Annotated in this window: 13 protein-coding genes; 5 read left to right on the top strand and 8 right to left on the bottom strand. The window is 71.4% G+C overall.

Going from position 1 to position 19,822, the window contains the following annotated elements; translation table 11 throughout:
• Positions 1–86: 86 nt before the first annotated feature.
• The 5 genes from aceE to ACXNSR_RS11750 all read right to left on the bottom strand — a co-directional run bounded on the left by aceE (position 87) and on the right by ACXNSR_RS11750 (position 8,819).
• The gene (gene aceE, locus ACXNSR_RS11770; protein ID WP_458642012.1) at positions 87–2,771 is read right to left on the bottom strand and encodes a pyruvate dehydrogenase (acetyl-transferring), homodimeric type; all 2,685 of its coding nucleotides are present in this window, start codon (positions 2,769–2,771) and stop codon (positions 87–89) included.
• A gap of 220 nt (positions 2,772–2,991) precedes the next feature.
• On the bottom strand, positions 2,992–3,615 hold the full coding sequence (locus ACXNSR_RS11765; protein ID WP_189736630.1) for a GntR family transcriptional regulator: 624 nt from the start codon (positions 3,613–3,615) through the stop codon (positions 2,992–2,994).
• Positions 3,616–3,746: 131 nt separating this feature from the next.
• Positions 3,747–5,528: a 2-oxoglutarate dehydrogenase, E2 component, dihydrolipoamide succinyltransferase gene (sucB, locus tag ACXNSR_RS11760; protein ID WP_458642011.1), complete on the bottom strand. Its 1,782-nt coding sequence runs from the start codon at positions 5,526–5,528 to the stop codon at positions 3,747–3,749.
• A gap of 54 nt (positions 5,529–5,582) precedes the next feature.
• Positions 5,583–6,971 (bottom strand): dihydrolipoyl dehydrogenase, encoded by a 1,389-nt coding sequence (gene lpdA / locus ACXNSR_RS11755; protein ID WP_052872496.1) that lies wholly within the window; start codon positions 6,969–6,971, stop codon positions 5,583–5,585.
• 309 nt (positions 6,972–7,280) lie between these two features.
• Positions 7,281–8,819, bottom strand: a complete 1,539-nt coding sequence (locus ACXNSR_RS11750; protein ID WP_458642010.1) for a leucyl aminopeptidase — start codon at positions 8,817–8,819, stop codon at positions 7,281–7,283.
• Between the two features lie 345 nt (positions 8,820–9,164).
• Between ACXNSR_RS11750 and ACXNSR_RS11745 the strand changes: the two genes are divergently transcribed.
• The 5 genes from ACXNSR_RS11745 (at position 9,165) to ACXNSR_RS11725 (ending at position 15,890) form a co-directional block, all read left to right on the top strand.
• A complete protein-coding gene (locus ACXNSR_RS11745) occupies positions 9,165–11,192 on the top strand; it encodes a hypothetical protein (protein WP_458642009.1) in 2,028 nt (675 codons plus the stop codon).
• A gap of 93 nt (positions 11,193–11,285) precedes the next feature.
• Positions 11,286–12,839 (top strand): GT4 family glycosyltransferase PelF, encoded by a 1,554-nt coding sequence (pelF, locus tag ACXNSR_RS11740; RefSeq protein ID WP_458642008.1) that lies wholly within the window; start codon positions 11,286–11,288, stop codon positions 12,837–12,839.
• Positions 12,836–14,404, top strand: coding sequence for a hypothetical protein (locus tag ACXNSR_RS11735; protein WP_458642007.1), 1,569 nt, complete (start codon positions 12,836–12,838; stop codon positions 14,402–14,404). Before pelF ends, ACXNSR_RS11735 begins: the two co-directional genes overlap by 4 nt.
• On the top strand, positions 14,401–15,084 hold the full coding sequence (locus ACXNSR_RS11730) for a spherulation-specific family 4 protein (protein WP_458642006.1): 684 nt from the start codon (positions 14,401–14,403) through the stop codon (positions 15,082–15,084). Before ACXNSR_RS11735 ends, ACXNSR_RS11730 begins: the two co-directional genes overlap by 4 nt.
• Positions 15,081–15,890: an endo alpha-1,4 polygalactosaminidase gene (locus ACXNSR_RS11725; RefSeq protein WP_458642005.1), complete on the top strand. Its 810-nt coding sequence runs from the start codon at positions 15,081–15,083 to the stop codon at positions 15,888–15,890. Before ACXNSR_RS11730 ends, ACXNSR_RS11725 begins: the two co-directional genes overlap by 4 nt.
• Before the next feature lie 113 nt (positions 15,891–16,003).
• Here the strand turns inward: ACXNSR_RS11725 and ACXNSR_RS11720 are convergent, their stop codons facing one another.
• The 3 genes from ACXNSR_RS11720 to ACXNSR_RS11710 form a co-directional block, all read right to left on the bottom strand.
• Complete coding sequence (locus ACXNSR_RS11720) at positions 16,004–17,182, bottom strand: sensor histidine kinase (protein WP_458643276.1); 1,179 nt, start codon at positions 17,180–17,182, stop codon at positions 16,004–16,006.
• 76 nt (positions 17,183–17,258) lie between these two features.
• Positions 17,259–17,960, bottom strand: a complete 702-nt coding sequence (locus ACXNSR_RS11715; protein ID WP_458642004.1) for a hypothetical protein — start codon at positions 17,958–17,960, stop codon at positions 17,259–17,261.
• Positions 17,957–19,822, bottom strand: a complete 1,866-nt coding sequence (locus ACXNSR_RS11710; protein WP_458642003.1) for a phosphatidylglycerol lysyltransferase domain-containing protein — start codon at positions 19,820–19,822, stop codon at positions 17,957–17,959. The genes ACXNSR_RS11715 and ACXNSR_RS11710 overlap by 4 nt, the downstream gene beginning before the upstream one ends.

Genomic DNA, 19,822 nt, shown 5'->3' with positions numbered 1-19,822 from the left:
TTCCGTCCGCCGGGAAACGCCGTGAGGCGGCCCGTCCCCGAAGGGACGGGCCGCCTCACGGGACGGGCGCGGTCGGGGCCGGCGGCTCAGAGGCCGTAGCGCTCCCGGGCCTCCTTGACGGCGGACGCCGGTACCTCGCCGCGGCGGGCGAGCTGGGCCAGCGCGGCCACCACGATCGACTGCGGGTCGACACCGAAGTGGCGGCGGGCACCCTCGCGGGTGTCGGACAGGCCGAAGCCGTCCGTACCGAGCGAGGTGTAGTCCTGCTCCACCCACTGGCTGATCTGGTCCGGGACCTGACGCATCCAGTCGGAGACCGCGAGCACGGGACCGGCGGCACCCTCCAGCGCGCGGGTGACGTACGGGGTGCGCACCTCGCCGCGCAGCAGTGCCTCGTCGCACTCCAGCGCGTCGCGCCGCAGCTCGCCCCAGGAGGTGGCGGACCAGACGTCGGCAGCCACGTTCCACTCGGCGGCCAGCAGCTTCTGCGCCTCCAGGATCCAGTGGATCGCCGTACCCGAGGCCATCAGCTGGACCTTGGGGGCGTCGGCGGCCGGGGCCGCCTCCGCCAGGTCCGCCGCCGTGTTGAAGCGGTAGAGGCCGCGCAGGATGCCCTCCTCCACGCCCTCCGGCATGGCGGGCTGCACCTTCGGCTCGTTGTAGACCGTCAGGTAGTAGAAGACGTCCTCGGGGGTCTCGCCGTACATCCGGCGCAGACCGTCCTTGACGATCACCGCGATCTCGTAGGCGAAGGCCGGGTCGTAGTTGAGCGACGCCGGGTTCGTGGACGCGATCAGGTGCGAGTGGCCGTCCGCGTGCTGGAGGCCCTCACCGGTCAGCGTGGTGCGGCCGGCGGTGGCGCCGACGATGAAGCCCTTGCCGAGCTGATCGGCGAGCTGCCACATCTGGTCGGCGGTGCGCTGCCAGCCGAACATCGAGTAGAAGATGTAGAAGGGGATCATCGGCTCGCCGTGCGTCGCGTACGACGTGCAGGCGGCGATGAAGTCGGCCATGGCGCCGGCCTCGGTGATCCCCTCGTTGAGGATCTGGCCGTCCTTGGCTTCCTTGTAGTACATCAGCTGGTCGCGGTCGACCGGCTCGTAGGTCTGGCCCAGCGGCGAGTAGATGCCGGCCGACGGGAAGAGGGACTCCATACCGAAGGTGCGGGCCTCGTCGGGGACGATCGGCACCCAGCGCTTGCCGGTCTCCTTGTCCCGCATCAGGTCCTTGACGAGCCGGACGAAGGCCATGGTGGTGGCCATCTCCTGCTTGCCGGAGCCCTTGAGCAGCGGGGCGAAGGAACGGTCCGCGGGGGCGGGCAGGGCCACGTGGTGGACCTTGCGGGCCGGGGCGGGGCCGCCGAGCGCCGCGCGGCGCTCGTGCAGGTACTGCACCTCGGGGCTGTTCGCGCCCGGGTGGCCGTACGGGACCTTGCCGTCGGCGAAGGCGCTGTCCGGGATCGGGAGGCCAAGGAGGTCACGCATGTCCTTGAACTCGTCGATCGTCAGCTTCTTCATCTGGTGGTTCGCGTTCTTCGACTCGAACCCGGCACCCAGCGTGTGGCCCTTGACGGTCTGCGCGAGGATGACCGTCGGCGCGCCCTTGTGCGCCAGGGCTGCCTTGTACGCGGCGTAGACCTTGCGGGGCTCGTGGCCGCCGCGCGAGGTGTGGAAGCACTCGGCGATCTTCGCGTCGGAGAGCACGCCGGCCAGCTGCACGAGCTCGGCGCTGGCGCCGAAGAAGTGCTGGCGGATGTAGGCCACGTCGCGGGTCGCGTACGTCTGGAACTGCGCGTCCGGCACCTCGCGGATGCGGCGGACCAGGGCGCCCGTGGTGTCGAGCTGGAACAGCTCGTCCCAGGCGGAGCCCCACAGGGTCTTGATGACGTTCCAGCCGGCGCCGCGGAACTGGGCCTCCAGCTCCTGGACCACGCGGAAGTTGGCACGGACCGGACCGTCGAGGCGCTGCAGGTTGCAGTTGATGACGAAGGTCAGGTTGTCGAGCTGCTCGCGGGAGGCCAGGGCCAGGGCGGCGGTCGACTCGGGCTCGTCCATCTCGCCGTCGCCGAGGAAGGCCCATACGTGCGAGTTCGAGGTGTCCTTGATGTTGCGGTTCTGCAGGTAGCGGTTGAAGCGCGCCTGGTAGATCGCGGACAGCGGGCCGAGGCCCATGGACACCGTCGGGAACTCCCACAGCCACGGCAGGCGCCGCGGGTGCGGGTAGGACGGCAGGCCGTTGCCGCCGGCCTCCTGGCGGAAGTTGTCGAGCTGCTGCTCGGAGACGCGCCCGTCGAGGAAGGCGCGGGCGTAGATGCCGGGGGAGGCGTGGCCCTGGATGTAGAGCTGGTCGCCCGATCCGTCGGTCTCCTTCCCGCGGAAGAAGTGCTGGAAGCCGGTCTCGTAGAGCCAGGCGGCGGAGGCGAAGGTGGCGATGTGGCCGCCGACGCCGTACTTGGAGCCGCGGGTCACCATGGCGGCCGCGTTCCAGCGGTTCCACGCGGTGATCCTGGCTTCCATCGCCTCGTCACCGGGGAACTCGGGCTCCGCGGCGGTCGGGATGGTGTTGACGTAGTCCGTCTCCAGCAGCTTCGGCAGGGCGAGGCCGGCGGCCTCGGCGTGCTGGAGCGTGCGGCGGAGCAGGTATTCGGCGCGGCGCGTACCGGCGGCCTGTGCGACGGCGTCGAGGGAGGCCGCCCATTCGGCGGTCTCCTCGGTGTCGCGGTCCGGGAGCTGGTCGAGCTCGCTCGGAAGCTTTCCTACGGGGTCGGACATCGCTGTGCGCCGCCTTCCGGACAAAGGAGAGGTGGTGAAAAAATCCCTGACGGGCAGGACAGGGTCGGTGGACCTGGTTGAGGCCCGCGACGACTGTAAATCCCTGATCGATGATCGATCAAATGAAAGTGACGAAGAAACGTCCGTTCGACGAAAAGTCGGCACCGCGTGCCAGGAAACAGGGCACGCGGTGCCGGTTAAACCGGTGCAATCCGGGCACTCAGGCGCGCGGGGCGCACCCCAGGACATGCCGCTTCACGAGCACTCCGATGTCCGGATCCCGTGTGCGGAAGGCCTCCACGAGAGCCTCGTGCTCCTCCGCGTAGGACTTCTGGACCGTACCCAGCCAGCGGATGGACAGGGCCGTGAACACCTCGATGCCCAGGCTCTCCCAGGTGTGCAGCAGCACGCTGTTCCCGGCCGCCCGCACCATCTCCCGGTGGAACCCGACGGTGTGCCGCACCTGCGCGGTCCCGTCCTCGGTCCGGTCGGCCTCCCACAGGGCCGCCACGTGCGGCTCCAGCGCCGAGCAGTCGCTCGCCAGCCGCGGCGCGGCCAGCTCGGCCGCGATCTGCTCCAGACCGGCCCGGACCGGGTAGATCTCCTCCAGGTCGGCCGCGGAGAGGTTCCGTACGCGCACGCCCTTGTTCGGCGCCGACTCGATCAGCCGCAGCGTCTCCAGCTCGCGCAGGGCCTCCCGTACGGGGGTCTGGCTGACTTCCAGCTCCACCGCGATCCGCCGCTCGACGATCCGCTCGCCGGGCTTCCAGCGGCCGCTGACGATCCCCTCCACGATGTGCTCGCGGATCTGCTCGCGCAGCGAGTGCACGACGGGTGGGGTGATCATCGGCGGTTCATCTCCTGGTGTGTGCAGGGTCGTACGGGGCCTGATGCGTAGACAATACGGCGGCGCCCCCGCCCGGGAGTATCCCGGACGGGGGCGCCGACAGTGAGGCTGGTTACAAGCCGTTCGGCTCAGAGACCGAGCTCGACCTCGAACTCGCCGGCCTCGAGGATCGCCTTGACGGCCGAGAGGTACCGGGCCGCGTCCGCGCCGTCCACCAGGCGGTGGTCGTAGGACAGGGTCAGGTACGTCATGTCGCGGATGCCGATGTTGGTGCCCTCGGCGGTCTCGATGACCACCGGGCGCTTCACCGTGGCACCGATGCCCAGGATGGCGACCTGGTTCGGGGGCACGATGACCGTGTCGAACAGCGCACCGCGCGAGCCGGTGTTGCTGATGGTGAAGGTCGCGCCCGACAGCTCGTCCGGCGTGATCTTGTTGCCGCGGACCTTGGCGGCCAGGTCGGCGGTCGCCTTGGAGATGCCCGCCAGGTTGAGGTCACCGGCACCCTTGATGACCGGGGTCATCAGGCCCTTCTCGGAGTCGACGGCGATGCCGATGTTCTCCGAGTCGAAGTAGGTGATGGTGCCCTCGTCGTCGTTGATCCGGGCGTTGACGACCGCGTGGGCCTTCAGCGCCTGGGCGGCGGCCTTGACGAAGAACGGCATCGGGGACAGCTTGACGCCCTCACGGGCGAGGAAGCCGGCCTTGGCCTGCTCGCGCAGCTTCATGATCTTGGTGATGTCCACCTCGACCACGGAGCTGAGCTGAGCCTGCGAGTGCAGGGCCTTCATCATGTTGTCGCCGATGACCTTGCGCATGCGGGTCATCTTGACCGTCTGACCGCGCAGCTCGGACACCGCGGCGGCCGGGGCCTTCGCGGCGGGAGCGGCAGCAGCGGCCGGCGCCGGGGCGGCGGCAGCGGCCTTGGCGGCCTCGGCGGCGGCCAGGACGTCCTGCTTGCGGATACGGCCACCGACACCGGTGCCCGAGACCGTGGACAGGTTGACGCCGGACTCCGAGGCGAGCTTGCGCACCAGCGGGGTCACGTACGCGCCCTCGTCACCGGCGGACGCCGGAGCGGCGGCCGGAGCGGCCGGAGCCGGGACGACCGGGGCCGGAGCGGCCACCGGGGCGGCGGCCTGGACCGGGGCCGGAGCGGCGACCGGAGCGGCCGGGGCGACCGGAGCCGGAGCGGCGACCGGGGCAGCCGGGGCGACCGGAGCCGGGGCGGCCACGGGGGCCGGGGCGGCGGCCGGGGCCGGAGCGGCCGGAGCGGCACCGGCGGCGCCGATGACGGCCAGGACGGCGCCGACCTCGGCGGTCTCGTCCTCGTTGATCCGGATCTCCAGCAGCGTGCCGGAGACCGGCGCGGGGATCTCGGTGTCGACCTTGTCCGTGGAGACCTCGAGCAGCGGCTCGTCGGCCTCGACCGACTCGCCGACGGCCTTCAGCCAGCGGGTGACGGTGCCCTCGGTGACGGACTCGCCCAGGGCGGGGAGCACGACATCGGTGCCCGAGGCGGCGGGCGCCTCGGCGGCGGGGGCCTCGGCAACCGGGGCCGGGGCCGCGGGGGCCTCGGCGACCGGAGCCGGAGCGGCCGCGGGGGCCTCGGCGACCGGGGCCGGGGCAGCGGCGGCCGGCTCGGCGGCCGGGGCCGCAGCGGGAGCGCCGGAGCCGTCGTCGATGACGGCCAGCTCGGCGCCGACCTCGACGGTCTCGTCCTCGGCGACCTTGATGGAGGCCAGGATGCCCGACACGGGGGAGGGGATCTCGGTGTCGACCTTGTCGGTCGAGACCTCGAGCAGCGGCTCGTCGGCCTCGACGCGCTCGCCCTCGGCCTTCAGCCAGCGGGTGACAGTGCCCTCGGTGACGCTCTCACCGAGCGCCGGAAGGGTTACGGAAACCGACATGGTTTCAGTTGCTCCTAACGAAAGTGCGGAAGTGGTCGTCGCGCCCGTGACGAATTAGTCGTGGGAGTGAAGCGGCTTGCCGGCGAGGGCCAGGTGGGCCTCGCCCATCGCTTCGTTCTGGGTCGGGTGCGCGTGGATGAGCTGCGCGACCTCGGCCGGCAGAGCTTCCCAGTTGTAGATCAGCTGGGCCTCGCCGACCTGCTCGCCCATCCGGTCACCGACCATGTGGACGCCGACCACGGCACCGTCCTTGACCTGGACGAGCTTGATCTCGCCCGCGGTCTTGAGGATCTTGCTCTTGCCGTTGCCCGCCAGGTTGTACTTCAGGGCCACGACCTTGTCCGCGCCGTAGATCTCCTTGGCCTTGGCCTCGGTGATGCCGACGGAAGCGACCTCGGGGTGGCAGTAGGTGACGCGCGGGACACCGTCGTAGTCGATCGGGACGGCCTTGAGGCCGGCCAGACGCTCCGCGACCAGGATGCCCTCTGCGAAGCCGACGTGCGCGAGCTGGAGGGTCGGGACGAGGTCACCGACGGCCGAGATGGTCGGCACGTTGGTCTGCATGTACTCGTCGACCAGGACGTAGCCGCGGTCCATCGCGACGCCCTGCTCCTCGTAGCCCAGACCCTGCGAGACGGGACCGCGACCCACCGCGACCAGCAGCACCTCGGCCTCGAAGGTCTTGCCGTCGACCAGCGTCACGCGGACGCCGTTCTCCGTGTACTCGGCCTTGTCGAAGAAGGTGCCCAGGTTGAACTTGATGCCGCGCTTGCGGAACGCGCGCTCCAGCAGCTTCGAGCTGTTCTCGTCCTCGACCGGCACGAGGTGCTTGAGGCCCTCGATGACGGTGATGTCGGAACCGAAGGACTTCCACGCCGAGGCGAACTCGACGCCGATGACGCCGCCGCCCAGGACGATCGCCGACTCGGGGACGCGGTCCAGGACCAGCGCGTGGTCCGAGGAGATGATGCGGTTGCCGTCGATGTTCAGGCCCGGCAGGGACTTCGGCACGGAGCCGGTCGCCAGCAGGATGTGGCGGCCCTGGATGCGCTGGCCGTTCACGTCGACGGAAGTCGGGGAGGAGAGGCGGCCCTCTCCCTCGATGTAGGTCACCTTGCGGGAGGCGACCAGGCCCTGCAGACCCTTGTACAGGCCCGAGATGACCTCGTCCTTGTACTTGTGGACACCCGCGATGTCGATTCCCTCGAAGGAGGTCTTGACACCGAACTGGGCGGCTTCGCGAGCCTGGTCCGCGATCTCGCCCGCGTGCAGCAGAGCCTTCGTGGGGATGCAGCCGTTGTGCAGGCAGGTGCCGCCGAGCTTGTTCTTCTCGATCAGGGCAACGTCCAGACCCAGCTGGGATGCGCGCAGCGCCGCGGCGTAACCGCCACTGCCACCGCCGAGGATCACTAGGTCGAAAACGGTGCTGGCGTCGTTCGCCACGTCACGTCCTCCATGCATGTGCGCCGGGCACCGGTCCTCAGTGACCGGGCGGCGGCTGGTATACGGCCGCTTGTTTCTTCGGCCCTGTGGTGGGGGCCCTGTCCTGCCGAGAACCCATCTTCGCATTTGTCGGGGGCACGCGGGACGCCGGGCCCACGATGTGATCGGGCGATCTGCCCGGACCGGGGGTTACCGCTGCGTAGATACCTACCGAGATACCTACCGATTCCTTCAGGTTTCGTCGTGAGACGGACGCACCCCGGGCCCTGCCCGGGCCCGGGGTGCGTCACGTCACATCGAACGGGGTGTTCAGCCCAGGTCGCCCGTGGCGGTGCGCTCGGCGAGCCGCACCAGGGTGCGGACGGCGGAGCCGGTGCCGCCCTTGGGGGTGTAGCCGTGCGGCGCGCCCTCGTGGAAGGCCGGGCCGGCGATGTCGAGGTGGGCCCAGGTGATGCCCTCGCCGACGAACTCCTGAAGGAAGAGGCCGGCCACCAGGCCGCCGCCCATGCGGACACCCATGTTCGCGATGTCGGCGGTGGGGGAGTCCATGGTCTTGCGCAGCTCGGCGGGGAGCGGCATCGGCCAGGAGGACTCGCCGACCTCCTCGGCGATCTCGTGGATCGACGTGCGGAAGGCGTCGTCGTTGGCCATGATCCCGAAGGTGCGGTCGCCGAGGGCGAGCACCATGGCACCGGTCAGGGTGGCGACGTCGACGATCGCGTCCGGGTTGTCCTCGGAGGCCTTGGTCAGCGCGTCACCCAGGACCAGGCGGCCCTCGGCGTCCGTGTTGAGGACCTCGACGGTCTTGCCGCTGTACATGCGCAGCACGTCACCGGGCTTGGTGGCGGAGCCGGACGGCATGTTCTCGGCGAGCGCGAGCCAGCCGGTGACGTTGACCTTCAGGCCCAGCTTCGCGGCCGCGACCACGGAGGCGAACACGGCGGCGGCGCCGGCCATGTCGCACTTCATCGTCTCGTTGTGGCCGGCCGGCTTCAGGGAGATGCCGCCCGAGTCGTAGGTGATGCCCTTGCCGACGAAGGCCAGGGTCTTCTCCGCCTTGGGGTGCGTGTAGGTGAGCTTCACCAGGCGCGGCAGGTTCTCGGAGCCCTTGCCGACGCCCATGATGCCGCCGTAGCCGCCCTTGATCAGGGCCTTCTCGTCGAGCACCTGGACCTTGATGCCGTTCTCCTTCGCGGCCGCGGAGGCGACCGCGGCGAAGGCCTCGGGGGTCAGGTCGTTCGGCGGGGTGTTCACCAGGTCACGGGCGACGTTGACCTCGGCCGCGACGACAGCGGCGCGCTCGGCGGCGGCCTTGTGCTCCTTGTCGCGGGGCTTGGCACCCAGCAGGGCCACCTCGGCCAGCGGCTGCTTCGGGCCCGAGCCCTTGGTCTCCTTGCGGGCCTTGTTCTCGCCGCCCTGGTAGGCGGTGAACGCGTACGCGCCCAGCAGGGCGCCCTCGGCGACGGCGGTGACGGCCGAGGCGTCCTCCAGCGGGAGGGCGAAGGCGGCCTTCTTGTTGCCGTGCAGCGCGCGGGCGGCGGCGCCGGCGGCGCGGCGCAGCACCTCCTCGTCGAACGACTCGTCCTTCTCGGGGACGGAGCCGAGCCCCACCGCCAGCACGACCGGGACCTTGAGGCCCGCCGGGGCCGGCAGCTTGGTGATCTCGCCTTCGGCGCCCGAGGCGCCCAGCGCGTCGAGGACGCCGGCGAGCTTACCGTCGAACGCCTTGTCCACGGCCTCGGCGCCCGCGGCGACGATCGGTCCCTTGGGGCCCTTCGCCACACCGACCACGAGGGCGTCGGCGCGGAGCGTCGCCGCGCCGGCAGTGCTGAGAGTCAGAGCAGTCACGGTGGTGAAGTCTCGCTTCCGTTTGTGTGTGTGGGCCGAGTGGGTGGACGGCCATCCGTAGCGATCGTATTCGGGCCCGACAGCCGCCAGAAACGAGCCTACGCGTAGGCGCTCGTCCGTACGTCACTCGAAGGTTTGGCAAGTTGTTCGATCACGAGGCCATCAGGTTCACCCATCTGTGGACTCTGCTCCAGGTTTGCCTCGTAGACCTGACGAGGTCCGAAAGACTCGGTCCACTCTCGCAAGGGGACGCGGGGTTCCTTTGCATGATTTCCACAGAGCCTCCCAGGCCCGGCTGTCCGCCAAGGGCCGGTCGAGGGACGCCTGCGGGGGGAAAGGCCGAATATGGTCAACAAGAACCGGATGAACAGGGTCGCCGCGATGATGGCGGCAGCCGCCCTGGTGTCCGTGGCAGTACCCGCTTCGACCGCCCAGGCGGCCGTCGCACCGCGCATCGACCTGAAGGTACTGGTCGTCGACGACGGCGGCAGCTCGGTCGAGGCGATCACCGCGGAACTCCGCGACACGGGGGTGCCCTACACCCGCGTCCAGCTGGGCAGCAGCGGCCGCCCGGTCATCAACGCGGGCTTCCTGAGCGACACGGTGGACGGCCGTCCGCGCGCCAAGTACCAGGGTGTCGTCCTGCCGAACGAGAACCCGTTCGGCGAGGGCTCGGCCGAGATGGCCGCCCTCACCGCCTACGAGACGACGTACGGCATCCGCCAGGTCGACGCGTACACCTGGGCCCACCCGGGCGTCGGGCTGGAATACACCGACAACGGCGGCTACAGCGGCCAGCTCGACGGCACCCAGGCCGCCGTCACCACCGCCGGAAAGGCCGGCCCCTTCGCCTACCTCGGCGGCCAGGTCACCTTCGAGGACAACTCGGCCCTGGTCCCCGAGAGCTTCGGCTTCATGGGCAAGCCGCGCCCCGGCTACACCAGCTACGTCGACGCGCCCGTCGGCTCCGGCCGGGCCTCGCTCGTCGGCGAGTACACGCACGACGGCCGCAGCGAACTGGTCGTCACCTTCGGCTACAACCAGTACCAGCAGCAGTTCCGGCTGCTCGCCCGCGGCATCGTCGACTGGCTCACCCAGGGGGTGCACCTCGGCCAGAGCCGCAACTACTTCGCAGTCCACGTCGACGACGTCTTCGCCCCCGACGCCCGCTGGAACAAGGACCTGAACTGCACGCCGGGCGACTACGCCTGCGCGGGCGGCGAGGGCAAGGAGAGCACCATCCGGATGAGCGCCGCCGACGCCGTGTACGCGGCGCAGTGGCAGACGTCCAAGAACTTCAAGCTGGACATGCTCTTCAACGGCGGCGCCGGCGAGGAGTGGAAGGCCGAGAACGGCGGCGTCGACGCGATGACCGCCCAGCTCGTCGCCGACCGGGCCAAGTACCGGTGGATGAACCACACCTACACCCACCCGTTCCTCGGCTGCGTCCAGAACACCGCCGTCACCCCGTGGACCTGTACGAAGAACGCCGCCGGCGCGATCCAGTACATGAGCCGCGCCGACATCTCCGCCCAGATCCGCGACAACAACAACTGGGCCGCGTCCAAGGGCATCACCACCGACAGGACCGAACTGGTCACCGGTGAGCACTCCGGCCTCAAGACCGCACCCCAGCAGCCCGTGGACAACCCCAATCTGGCCGGCGCCCTCGCCGACAACGGGGTCAAGTGGGCGGGCAGCGACAACTCCCGCGAACCGGCCCAGCGGGCGGTCGGCGCGGCCCTCACCGTCCCCCGGCACCCGATGAACGTGTACTACAACACGGGCACCAACGCCGAGATGGCCGACGAGTACAACTGGATCTACACCAGCCGCGCCCACGGCGGCAGCGGCATCTGCGAGGACAACCCGGCGACCTCCACCTGCCTGCCGGCCCCGCTGAACGTCAACACCGGATACCTCGACACCATCGTCCCGGCCGAGGCCCGCACCGCCCTGCGGCACGTCCTGGCCAACGACCCGCGGCCGCACTACGTCCACCAGTCCAACCTGGCCGAGGACCGCACCCTCTACCCCGTGCTCAACCAGGTCCTCGACACCTACCGCGCCCTCTACGCCCCCAGCGCGCCGATCGTCAACCAGAGCATGAAGGACACCGGCGTCGAGTTCCAGCGCCGCGCCGCCTGGGACAAGGCCCTCGCCGACGGCAAGGTCACCGCCTACCGCATCGGCAACGACGTCACCATCAAGGCGCCCTCCGGGGTCGTCGCCCCGGTGACCGCCCCCACCGGCACCAAGAAGCAGCTGCTGCTCGGCACCGCCGACTTCGGCACCGCCTACGCCGGTACCCGCTCCGCCTGGACCGGTCCGGAGACGCTGCAGAGCGCCGTCACGCTCAAGCTGCCCAGCTGACCGTCCCGCACGTCACCACGCGTACCACCTAGCGCCGGCGCTCCGCGAACACACGGGCGCCGGCCCCTTTTCCGTCCTGGGGGGACACACCGCATGAGTCATGGGCGTCACGTCACCATGCTCACCGAAGGCACCTATCCGCACGTCCACGGCGGCGTCAGCACCTGGTGCGACCAACTGGTACGAGGCATGCCGGAGGTCGACTTCAACGTCATAGCCCTGACCGGCTCCGGACGAGAGCCGGTCACCTGGGAACTGCCCCGCAACGTCTACCGGCACACCGCCTTCCCCCTCTGGGGACCGCTGCCGTCCCGCATCCGCCGGTCGGCCCTGCGCGGCCGGGCCCACCGCCGCTTCACCCAGATCTACGAGAGCTTCCTGCTCTCCCTGCTCGACCCCGAGCCCGATCCCGCCCGGCACAGCTTCTCCGAGGCCCTGCGCGAACTGGCCGTCCTCGCCCGCGCCGGAAAACTCGCACCGGCCCTGCGCTCCGAGTCGGTCCTGCGCCTGCTGATGGACGTGTGGACCCGGCCCGGGCTCGTCACCGCCGAGGCCGAGCCCACCATCCACGACGCGCTCACCGCCACCGACCTGCTGGAACACGCGCTGCGCCCGCTCGGTGTCCGGATCCCGCCCGACAGCGTCGCGCACGCCGTCAGCAGCGGCCTCGCCACCCTCCCGGCGCTCGCCGCCAAATACCTCGACGGAGTGCCCTTCCTGCTCACCGAGCACGGCATCTACCTGCGCGAGCGCTACCTCGGCTACCGCAGCGCCGCCCAGCGCTGGCCCGTCAAGGCGCTCATGCTCGGCTTCTACCGCGAACTCAACACCGAGGGCTACCGGCAGGCCGACCTGATCACCCCGTGCAACCAGTACAACCGCCGCTGGGAGGAACGCGGAGGCGCCGAGTCCGACCGCATCCGCACCGTCTACAACGGCGTCGACCCGCACGCCTTCCCCGAGGCCGGCCCCGAACCGGACGTACCCACCCTCAGCTGGTGCGGCCGCATCGACCCGATCAAGGACCTCGAAACCCTCATCCGGGCCTACGCCTTCATGCGCGCGGAGCTCCCCGCCCTGCGGCTGCGCCTCTTCGGACCCGTCCCGGCCGGCTGCGAGGAGTACAAGCTCCGCCTGGAGAAGCTCGCCGCCGAACTCGGCGTGACCGACGGGATCACCTACGAGGGCCGCATCGAGCAGGTGGCCCAGGCCTACGCGGCCGGCAGCATCGTCATGCTCTCCTCCATCAGCGAAGGCTTCCCCTTCAGCATCATCGAGGCCATGTCCTGCGGACGCACCACCGTCTCCACCGACGTCGGCGGAGTCCGCGAGGCCGTCGGCGACACCGGCCTCGTCGTACCGCCGCGCGAGCCCGAGACCATGGCCCGGGCCACCCTCGCCCTGCTCCGCGACGACGAACGCCGGGCCGAGCTCGGCCGGATGTCCCGCAAGCGGGTCGTGGAGAAGTTCACCCTCCACCGCTCCGTGGACGGCTTCCGGCACATCTACCGCGAACTCGCCGGCCAGCCCGTCCTGCCCGTCCACGCCGACGACGCATGGACCCAGCGGCTCGCCGATCCCTGGTACCGGGAACTCGCGGCGATGGGGCACCCCCAGACGGAGTCCGGCGAAGGGAGCCTGCGGTGAGCGGATCCCTCTGGCTCAAGCCGCCCGGCTCCGGACCCGGTTCCGGATCCGACACGCTCCCGGCCGTCCCGCGGCCGCGCCGCGACGGCCCCGGCGCCGCCGTCACCGCCGCCGACGCCGCCGCCGACCCCATGGACGAACTCGCCGAACGCCTCGACGTGTTCATCGCCTCCGCCGTCCACCCCGACGAGATCGCCGCCATCCTCGAATCCGACGGCATGACGGACGAGTACATCCGGCTCACCTACGGCCGCCGCGACTCCTTCGCACTCGCCGAGGAGCTCTACGCCCGGGTGCCCCGCTCCTTCCCGGAGCCGGGCGCCGCCCCCGACCCCTGGAAGGTCTCCCTCACCGCCTGCCTGCTGCGCGGGGTGATCTTCGCCCTGCCCGGCCTCGCCTACCTGCTCGGCGCACCCCTGCTCGAAGGACCCCAGGACCGCCTCGGCCTGCCCGCCGGAACCCTGACCCTGCTCGCCGGCGCGCTCATCGGCTGGGTCTGGGACCAGACCCTGTCCCACCGGGCCTACTCCTGGCTCGGCCTCGGCGACCGGCGCGCCGCCGGGCGGACCCTGCTCGTCGGCGCCCCCGTCGGCGCCCTGCTGGGCACCGCCGCCGCACTCGCGGTCCCCGGCGGCCCCCCGTTCTCCTACGCCTTCGCCGCCGGACAGGCCTTCTACGTCGGGGCCGCCACCGTCCTGCTGGTCCTCGGCCGGGAACGGGTCCTGCTCACCGCACTCGCCCCGATGACCGTCGGAGCAGTGCTCTCGCTCTTCGTCGACCTGCCCGTGCCGGTCCGGGTGACCCTGCTCGTGGTGTCCCTGCTGGCCGCCTGCACCCTGGCCCTGCGGGAACTCCCGCTGCGCGCCGGACTGCGGTCCGCCGTACGCCGGATCCGCGCCTCCGCGTCCCGCAGGCCGGGCCACGGCCCCGTGCGCTGGCAGATGCTGCGCGGCGCCGAGGAGGACTTCGCACCCCGCGGACCCCGGATCGGGGACTCGGTCCCCTACGGGGTCTTCGGCCTCGGCACCGGCCTGCTCGTGCTGTACGCCGCCCTCGGGGAAGTCCTCGCCGGAGGCCCCGCCGAGGCGGTCGCCGCCCCCTCCGCAGTGGCCCTCACCCTCAGCATGGGCCCGGCCGAATGGCTGCTCCACCGGTTCCGCAGCGGCACCCTCTCCGGACTCCGGGGAGCCCGCTCGCCCCGGGCCTTCCGCAGGAGGATGCTCTCCACGCTGACCCGGTGCCTCGCCGTCTACCTGACCGTCCTGCTGGCCCTCGGGCTGACCGGCACCCTGCTCTGGCCCGGCGCCCCGGTCCTCACCGGAGTCCGGATCGCGACCCTGCTGCTGCTCGGGGCCGTCATGTGGACCGGGCTGCTCCTGCAGTCCTTCGGGGCGGTCCGGCCCGCGGCCGTGGTCTGCTCCTCGGCAGCCGTCGCCCAGAGCCTGGCCCTGCTGACCGGGCTCGGCCAGCCCCGGGCCGTACAGCTGGTCGTCGCGGGCGCCGCCGCCACCGTACTGGCCACCCTGGTCTGCCTGCTGCTCGGCCGTGCGACCGCCCACCGATGACCGAAAAGAAGGACCCCATGCTGCTGGTGCCCCTCTACGAGCATCCCGCCGACCGGCCGGAAGCCTGGGAGCGGCTCATCCGCTCCGCCGGCCGGCTGCACTCGGTGGTCCTCAACCCCGACAGCGGACCGGGTGCCGCCCGCGACGAACGGTTCGCCGTCGTCGCAGAACGGCTGCGCGAGGCCGGCGTACCCGTCCTCGGGTACGCCGACACCGACTACGGGCGGCGCCCGCACGCCGACGTGGTGCAGGACCTGCTGCGCCACCGCGACTGGTACGCCACCGACGGGGCCTTCCTCGACCAGGCCTCCGCCGACCCGGAACTGCTCCCGCACTACGGGCGGCTCGCGGTCGCCGCCCGGGCCGCGGGGGCCCGTACCCTCGTCCTCAACCACGGGGTCCACCCGCACCCCGGCTACGCCGAACTCGCCGACCTGCTCGTCACCTTCGAGGGCCCCTGGGACGCCTACCGGGACGCGGAACCCACACCGCAGTGGACCGCCGACCACCCGGCCGCGCGGTTCTGCCACCTCGTCTACGCCGTCCCGCCGGGCCCGTTCGCCGCCCGGCGCGCCGAGGAACTGGCCGCCGAACGCGGGGCCGGGGTGCACTGCGCCGTCCCGGGCAGCGGCGCGCACCCCTGGGGGACCCTGCCGTACGAGCTGGAGGCGACGGGATGAGGAAGCTCGCAGCCCTGCTGGTGGTGCCCCTGCTGCTGCTCGCGGCGTGCACGTCGGAACCGGAACCGGAACCGGACGCACTGTCCCCGGACCCACCGCCGGGGCAGCTCTGGCGGCCCGAGCCGGGGGTCGGCTGGCAGTGGCAGCTCACGGGCAGGCTGGACACCTCGGTGAAGGCGGCCGTGTACGACGTCGACGGGTTCAACACCACCAAGGAACAGCTGGCCACGCTGAAGAGGGCCGGTCGCAAGACCATCTGCTACATCTCCACCGGCGCCTGGGAGGACTTCCGCCCGGACGCCGGAGCCTTCCCGAAGGCGCTGCTGGGCCAGGGCAACGGCTGGGACGGCGAACGCTGGCTGGACATCCGGCGCCTGGCGGAACTGGAACCGCTGATGGGCAAGCGGTTCGACATGTGCAAGGCGAAGGGCTTCGACGCGGTGGAGCCCGACAACATGGACGGCTACGCCAACCGGTCCGGCTTCCCGCTGACCGCGGACGACCAGCTGAAGTACAACCGGCTGATCGCCAGGATGGCGCACGAGCGGGGCATGTCGGTGGGGCTGAAGAACGACCTGGACCAGATCCCGGAGCTGGTGGGCGACTTCGACTTCGCGGTGAACGAGCAGTGCATGGAGTACGAGGAGTGCGACCGGTACGTGCCGTTCATCGAGGCGGGCAAGGCGGTGTTCCACGTGGAGTACGAGGGCAAGCCGAACCGCTGGTGCCCGCGGGCCCGTGCGGCGAAGCTGAGCTCGATGCAGAAACGGTACGACTTGGACGCGTGGCGCCAAACCTGCCCGTAGCCTCGCCGGCAGTTCCAGCCCGGGACCGGCCCCACCCTGCCGCCATCTTCAGGCGGAGCCGATTTCAGCCTCGCCGGCGAGGCTGGACTTGGCCGGCCGAGGCTGAAGTTGCGCTACCCCAGGGGGAGGATGGCGTGGACTCGGTAGCCGCCGCCGTAGCGGGGGCCCGCGAAGCAGGTGCCGCCCAGCGCGCCGGTGCGCTCCCGCATTCCGAGGAGGCCGTGGCCGCCGCCCGGGTCGGCCGCTTCCGGGGCGGGCTCGGGGCCCTCGCCGCCGTCGTCGAGGACGGTCACCTCCACCGACGGCCCGACCCGGACCACGCTGACCTCCGCCCTCGCCCCCGGACCCGCGTGCTTGCGGACGTTCGTCAGCGCTTCCTGGATCACCCGGTACGCCGCCAGGTCCACCGCCGCCGGCAGCACCCCCGGCTCGCCGTCCACCTGGACGATGACCTCCACCGGCAGCCCGGCGTGCCGGAAGGTGTCCACCAGCTCGTCCAGGACGCCGAGCCCCGGCGCGGGCTCCGTCGGAGCCTCCGGGTCGCCGGACTGCCGCAGCAGTCCGACCGTGGCCCGCAGCTCGTTCAGCGCCGACCGGCTGGCGTCCCGTACGTGCGCCAGCGCCTCCTTCGCCTGGTCCGGCCGCTTGTCCATGACGTGCGCGGCCACGCCCGCCTGCACGTTCACCAGGGCGATGTGATGGGCCACCACGTCGTGCAGGTCCCGGGCGATCCGCAGCCGCTCCTCGGCGACCCGCCGCCGGGCCTCCTCGTCCCGGGTCCGCTCCGCGCGCTCGGCCCGTTCCCGGATGGCGTCGACGAAGGCACGCCGGCTGCGCACGGCGTCCCCGGCGGCCGCGGCCATCCCGGTCCAGGCGAAGATCCCGATGTTCTCCTGGGCGTACCAGGGCAGCGGCCCGGCGAGCATGGCCACGCCCGTCAGCCCCGCCATGGTGAGCAGCCCGATCCGCCAGGTCGTCGGCCGGTCGGTGTGGGCGGCCACCGTGTACAGGGCGATCACCGTGCACATGGCGACGGGCGCCCGCGGCTCCCCGGTGGTCAGCTCCAGCAGGGACAGCCCGCAGGTCACGGCGAGCACGGCGCGCGGCTGCCGGCGCCGGAACACCAGGGCGGCCGCGCCGAGCAGCATCAGCAGCAGCGAGAACGGCTCCGGGGTTCGCGTCCCGAAGGTGGGTCCGTGCGCCCCGTGCGGATCGGCGAAGGAGCCGACGACCATGGCGACGAACGCCCCGAACGCCAGCACGGCATCGGTGGCGAGCGGATGGGCCCGCATCCACTGCCGGGTGGGGGCGAACCGCCCGAGGTCTGTCGTCACCCGGATACGGTACGGCCTCGTCCGCCGGCGCCCCCTACGGCGGAGGGTGGGGCCCGACCGCGACGCGGGACCGCACCGGCCCCCAGTGCGCCCGCAGCACGCACACCGCCATGACGGCGGTGATGGCCGCCAGGTGTTCCTTGCCCGCCAGGTTGTCCTTGACCAGCACTTCGCCGATCATCGCCAGGATCACCAGGGCGCCGGTCAGGTACGCCCGGTAGCGCCAGCACACGTAGATGGCCAGCCCCACCACCGCCGCCGAGGGCCCGGTGTCGTTGACGATCCGGTCGGACACGGGCAGACCGAGGGGATGTTCCGGCCCGAGCGCGAGCCCGATCCGCGCGTACGTGGTCCCGGCGAGGGTGGCGACGTAGCCGATCAGCAGGGTGCGCCACCAGCCGATGCAGATCTCTGCGATGCCGAAGACGAGCAGGATCTGGGCGAGCGCCCCCCACACCGGCAGGTCCAGGGCGGGGACGAACAGGGACAGCGGGGTGCGCACGAGGGCCAGGGCGAGCGGGTCGGCGGCTTTGACCGATCCGAGGTCCTGGACCGGCTGGAACCCCCAGGAGGTGTTCTGCACGATCTGGAAGACCGAGGTCAGACAGACCGCGCCGATGGTCATCGGGATCGCCCGCCACCTGTCGCGCACGAGCGCGTCCCGGACGGTCCAGAACAGGGGTCCCCACTCACGGCGGGCGAACCGCCGGAGTGAGGAGGTGTTCCACGCTGTCAACGGCGGGTCTCCAGGTGTCTGCGGTGCAGCCACTTCGGAAGGCCGGGAGCCTCCAGGAAGCCCTCGGCCCGGCCGGCCGCGACACCGATCCGCAGCAGGTCCGAACTCTTCTCGAAGAGCATGAACCGCGGTTCCCAGATCGGCCGGTATTTGGCGTTGGCCCGGTAGAGGGACTCGATCTGCCACCAGCGGGAGAAGAAGCTGAGCAGCGAGCGCCACATCCGCAGCACCGGACCCGCGCCGAGCCGGGACCCGCGCTCGAAGACGGACCGGAACATCGCGAAGTTGAGGGAGACCTGGGTGACCCCGATCTCCTTGGAGCGTTCGAGGAGTTCGATGACCATGAACTCCATCAGGCCGTTCTCGGAATCCCGGTCGCGGCGCATCAGGTCCAGCGACAGACCCTTGGGCCCCCACGGTACGAAGGACAGCACGGCCCGCAGTTCGCCGTTGCCGTCGGTGCACTCCAGCATCACGCACTGCCCGTCGGCGGGGTCGCCCAGCCGGCCCAGCGCCATGGAGAAGCCGCGCTCGGTGGCGCCGTCGCGCCAGTCGTCGGCGCGGCGCACCAGCTCGGCCATCTCGTCGGCCGGGATGTCGTCGTGGCGGCGGATGCGGACGGTGTACCCGGCCCGCTTGACGCGGTTGAAGGCCTGCCGGACGGTCCGCATCGCGCGGCCCTCCAGGGTGAACTCGGCGGTCTCGACGATCGCTTCGTCACCGAGTTCCAGGGCGTCCAGGCCGTGCCGGGCGTAGATCTGCCCGGCTTCCTCGCTCGCCCCCATCACGGCCGGCACCCAGCCGTGCTCGCGGGCCTCGGCCAGCCACGGATCGATGGCGCCCGGCCAGGCCTCGGGGTCGCCGATCGGGTCGCCGGAGGCCAGGGAGACCCCGCCGACGACGCGGTAGGTGACGGCGGCCTTGCCGGTGGGGGACCAGATGACGGACTTCTCGCGGCGCAGCGCGAAGTAGCCGAGCGAGTCGCGGTCGCCCTGGCGGGCCAGCAGGGCTCGCAGCCGCTCCTCGTCCTCCTCGCTGATCGGGTCGACGGCGCGGCGCGAGCGGAAGGCGGCGAACAGCACGGCGAGCAGCAGCAGCATCGACATGACGTTGATGAAGACGTCCACCCAGCCGGGCGTGGTGATCGCCTCGGAGGCGCGTTCACCGGGCGTCAGGGTGATCAGCCGCATCACGCCGTACCACCAGCGCTCCGGGAAGGAGGCCTCGGCGCTGATCGGGGAGGTGTTGGTGGCGCCGACGAGCAGGGCCGCGACCAGCGAGGTGAGCAGCAGGCCGACGGCGGCGACGGCGCTGGCGAGCGTCGGGTTGGAGCGGTCGCCCTTGGCGTAGAACTCGTGGCGGCCCAGCAGCAGGGCCCCCGTGAAGGCGGCGGTCAGGACCAGGGAGACCCAGTTCTGCGCGTGCTCGCGGATCTCCTCGTGCGTGGAGAGCGCGTAGGCGAGCAGCAGCGCCAGCATGCCGCTGAGGACGAGGTTGAGGATCCAGGAGGCCCGCTTGCGGCGGCCGAGGGTGACGGCGAGCAGCAGCGTGAACAGCCCGGAGGCGAACCCCGCGGTGAGCATGTAGGGGGTGTAGAAGTCCTCGATGTTGTGGCGCCTGAGGTCCTGCCCGAGCGAAACCCACACCGCGCTGAGGAAGTTGATGAAGGTGACGGCGCGCAGGTACCACACCGCGAACGCGGCGGCGCGCCGCGAACGGGCGCTCCCCCGGCCGGTCTCCCGGCCGCTCCCCGCCGCCCGGCCGACGGGGTCGCCGCCGGTCTCTTTCCTGCCGGCTGACGGACCGGTCGCCGGTGCGGCGGTGCGGTCGGTCTCTGCGCTGGTCAAACGGACCTCTCCCAT

The sequence above is a fragment of the Streptomyces sp. NC-S4 genome (assembly GCF_054353315.1).
This window is presented reverse-complemented; position numbering and strand designations above follow the sequence as displayed.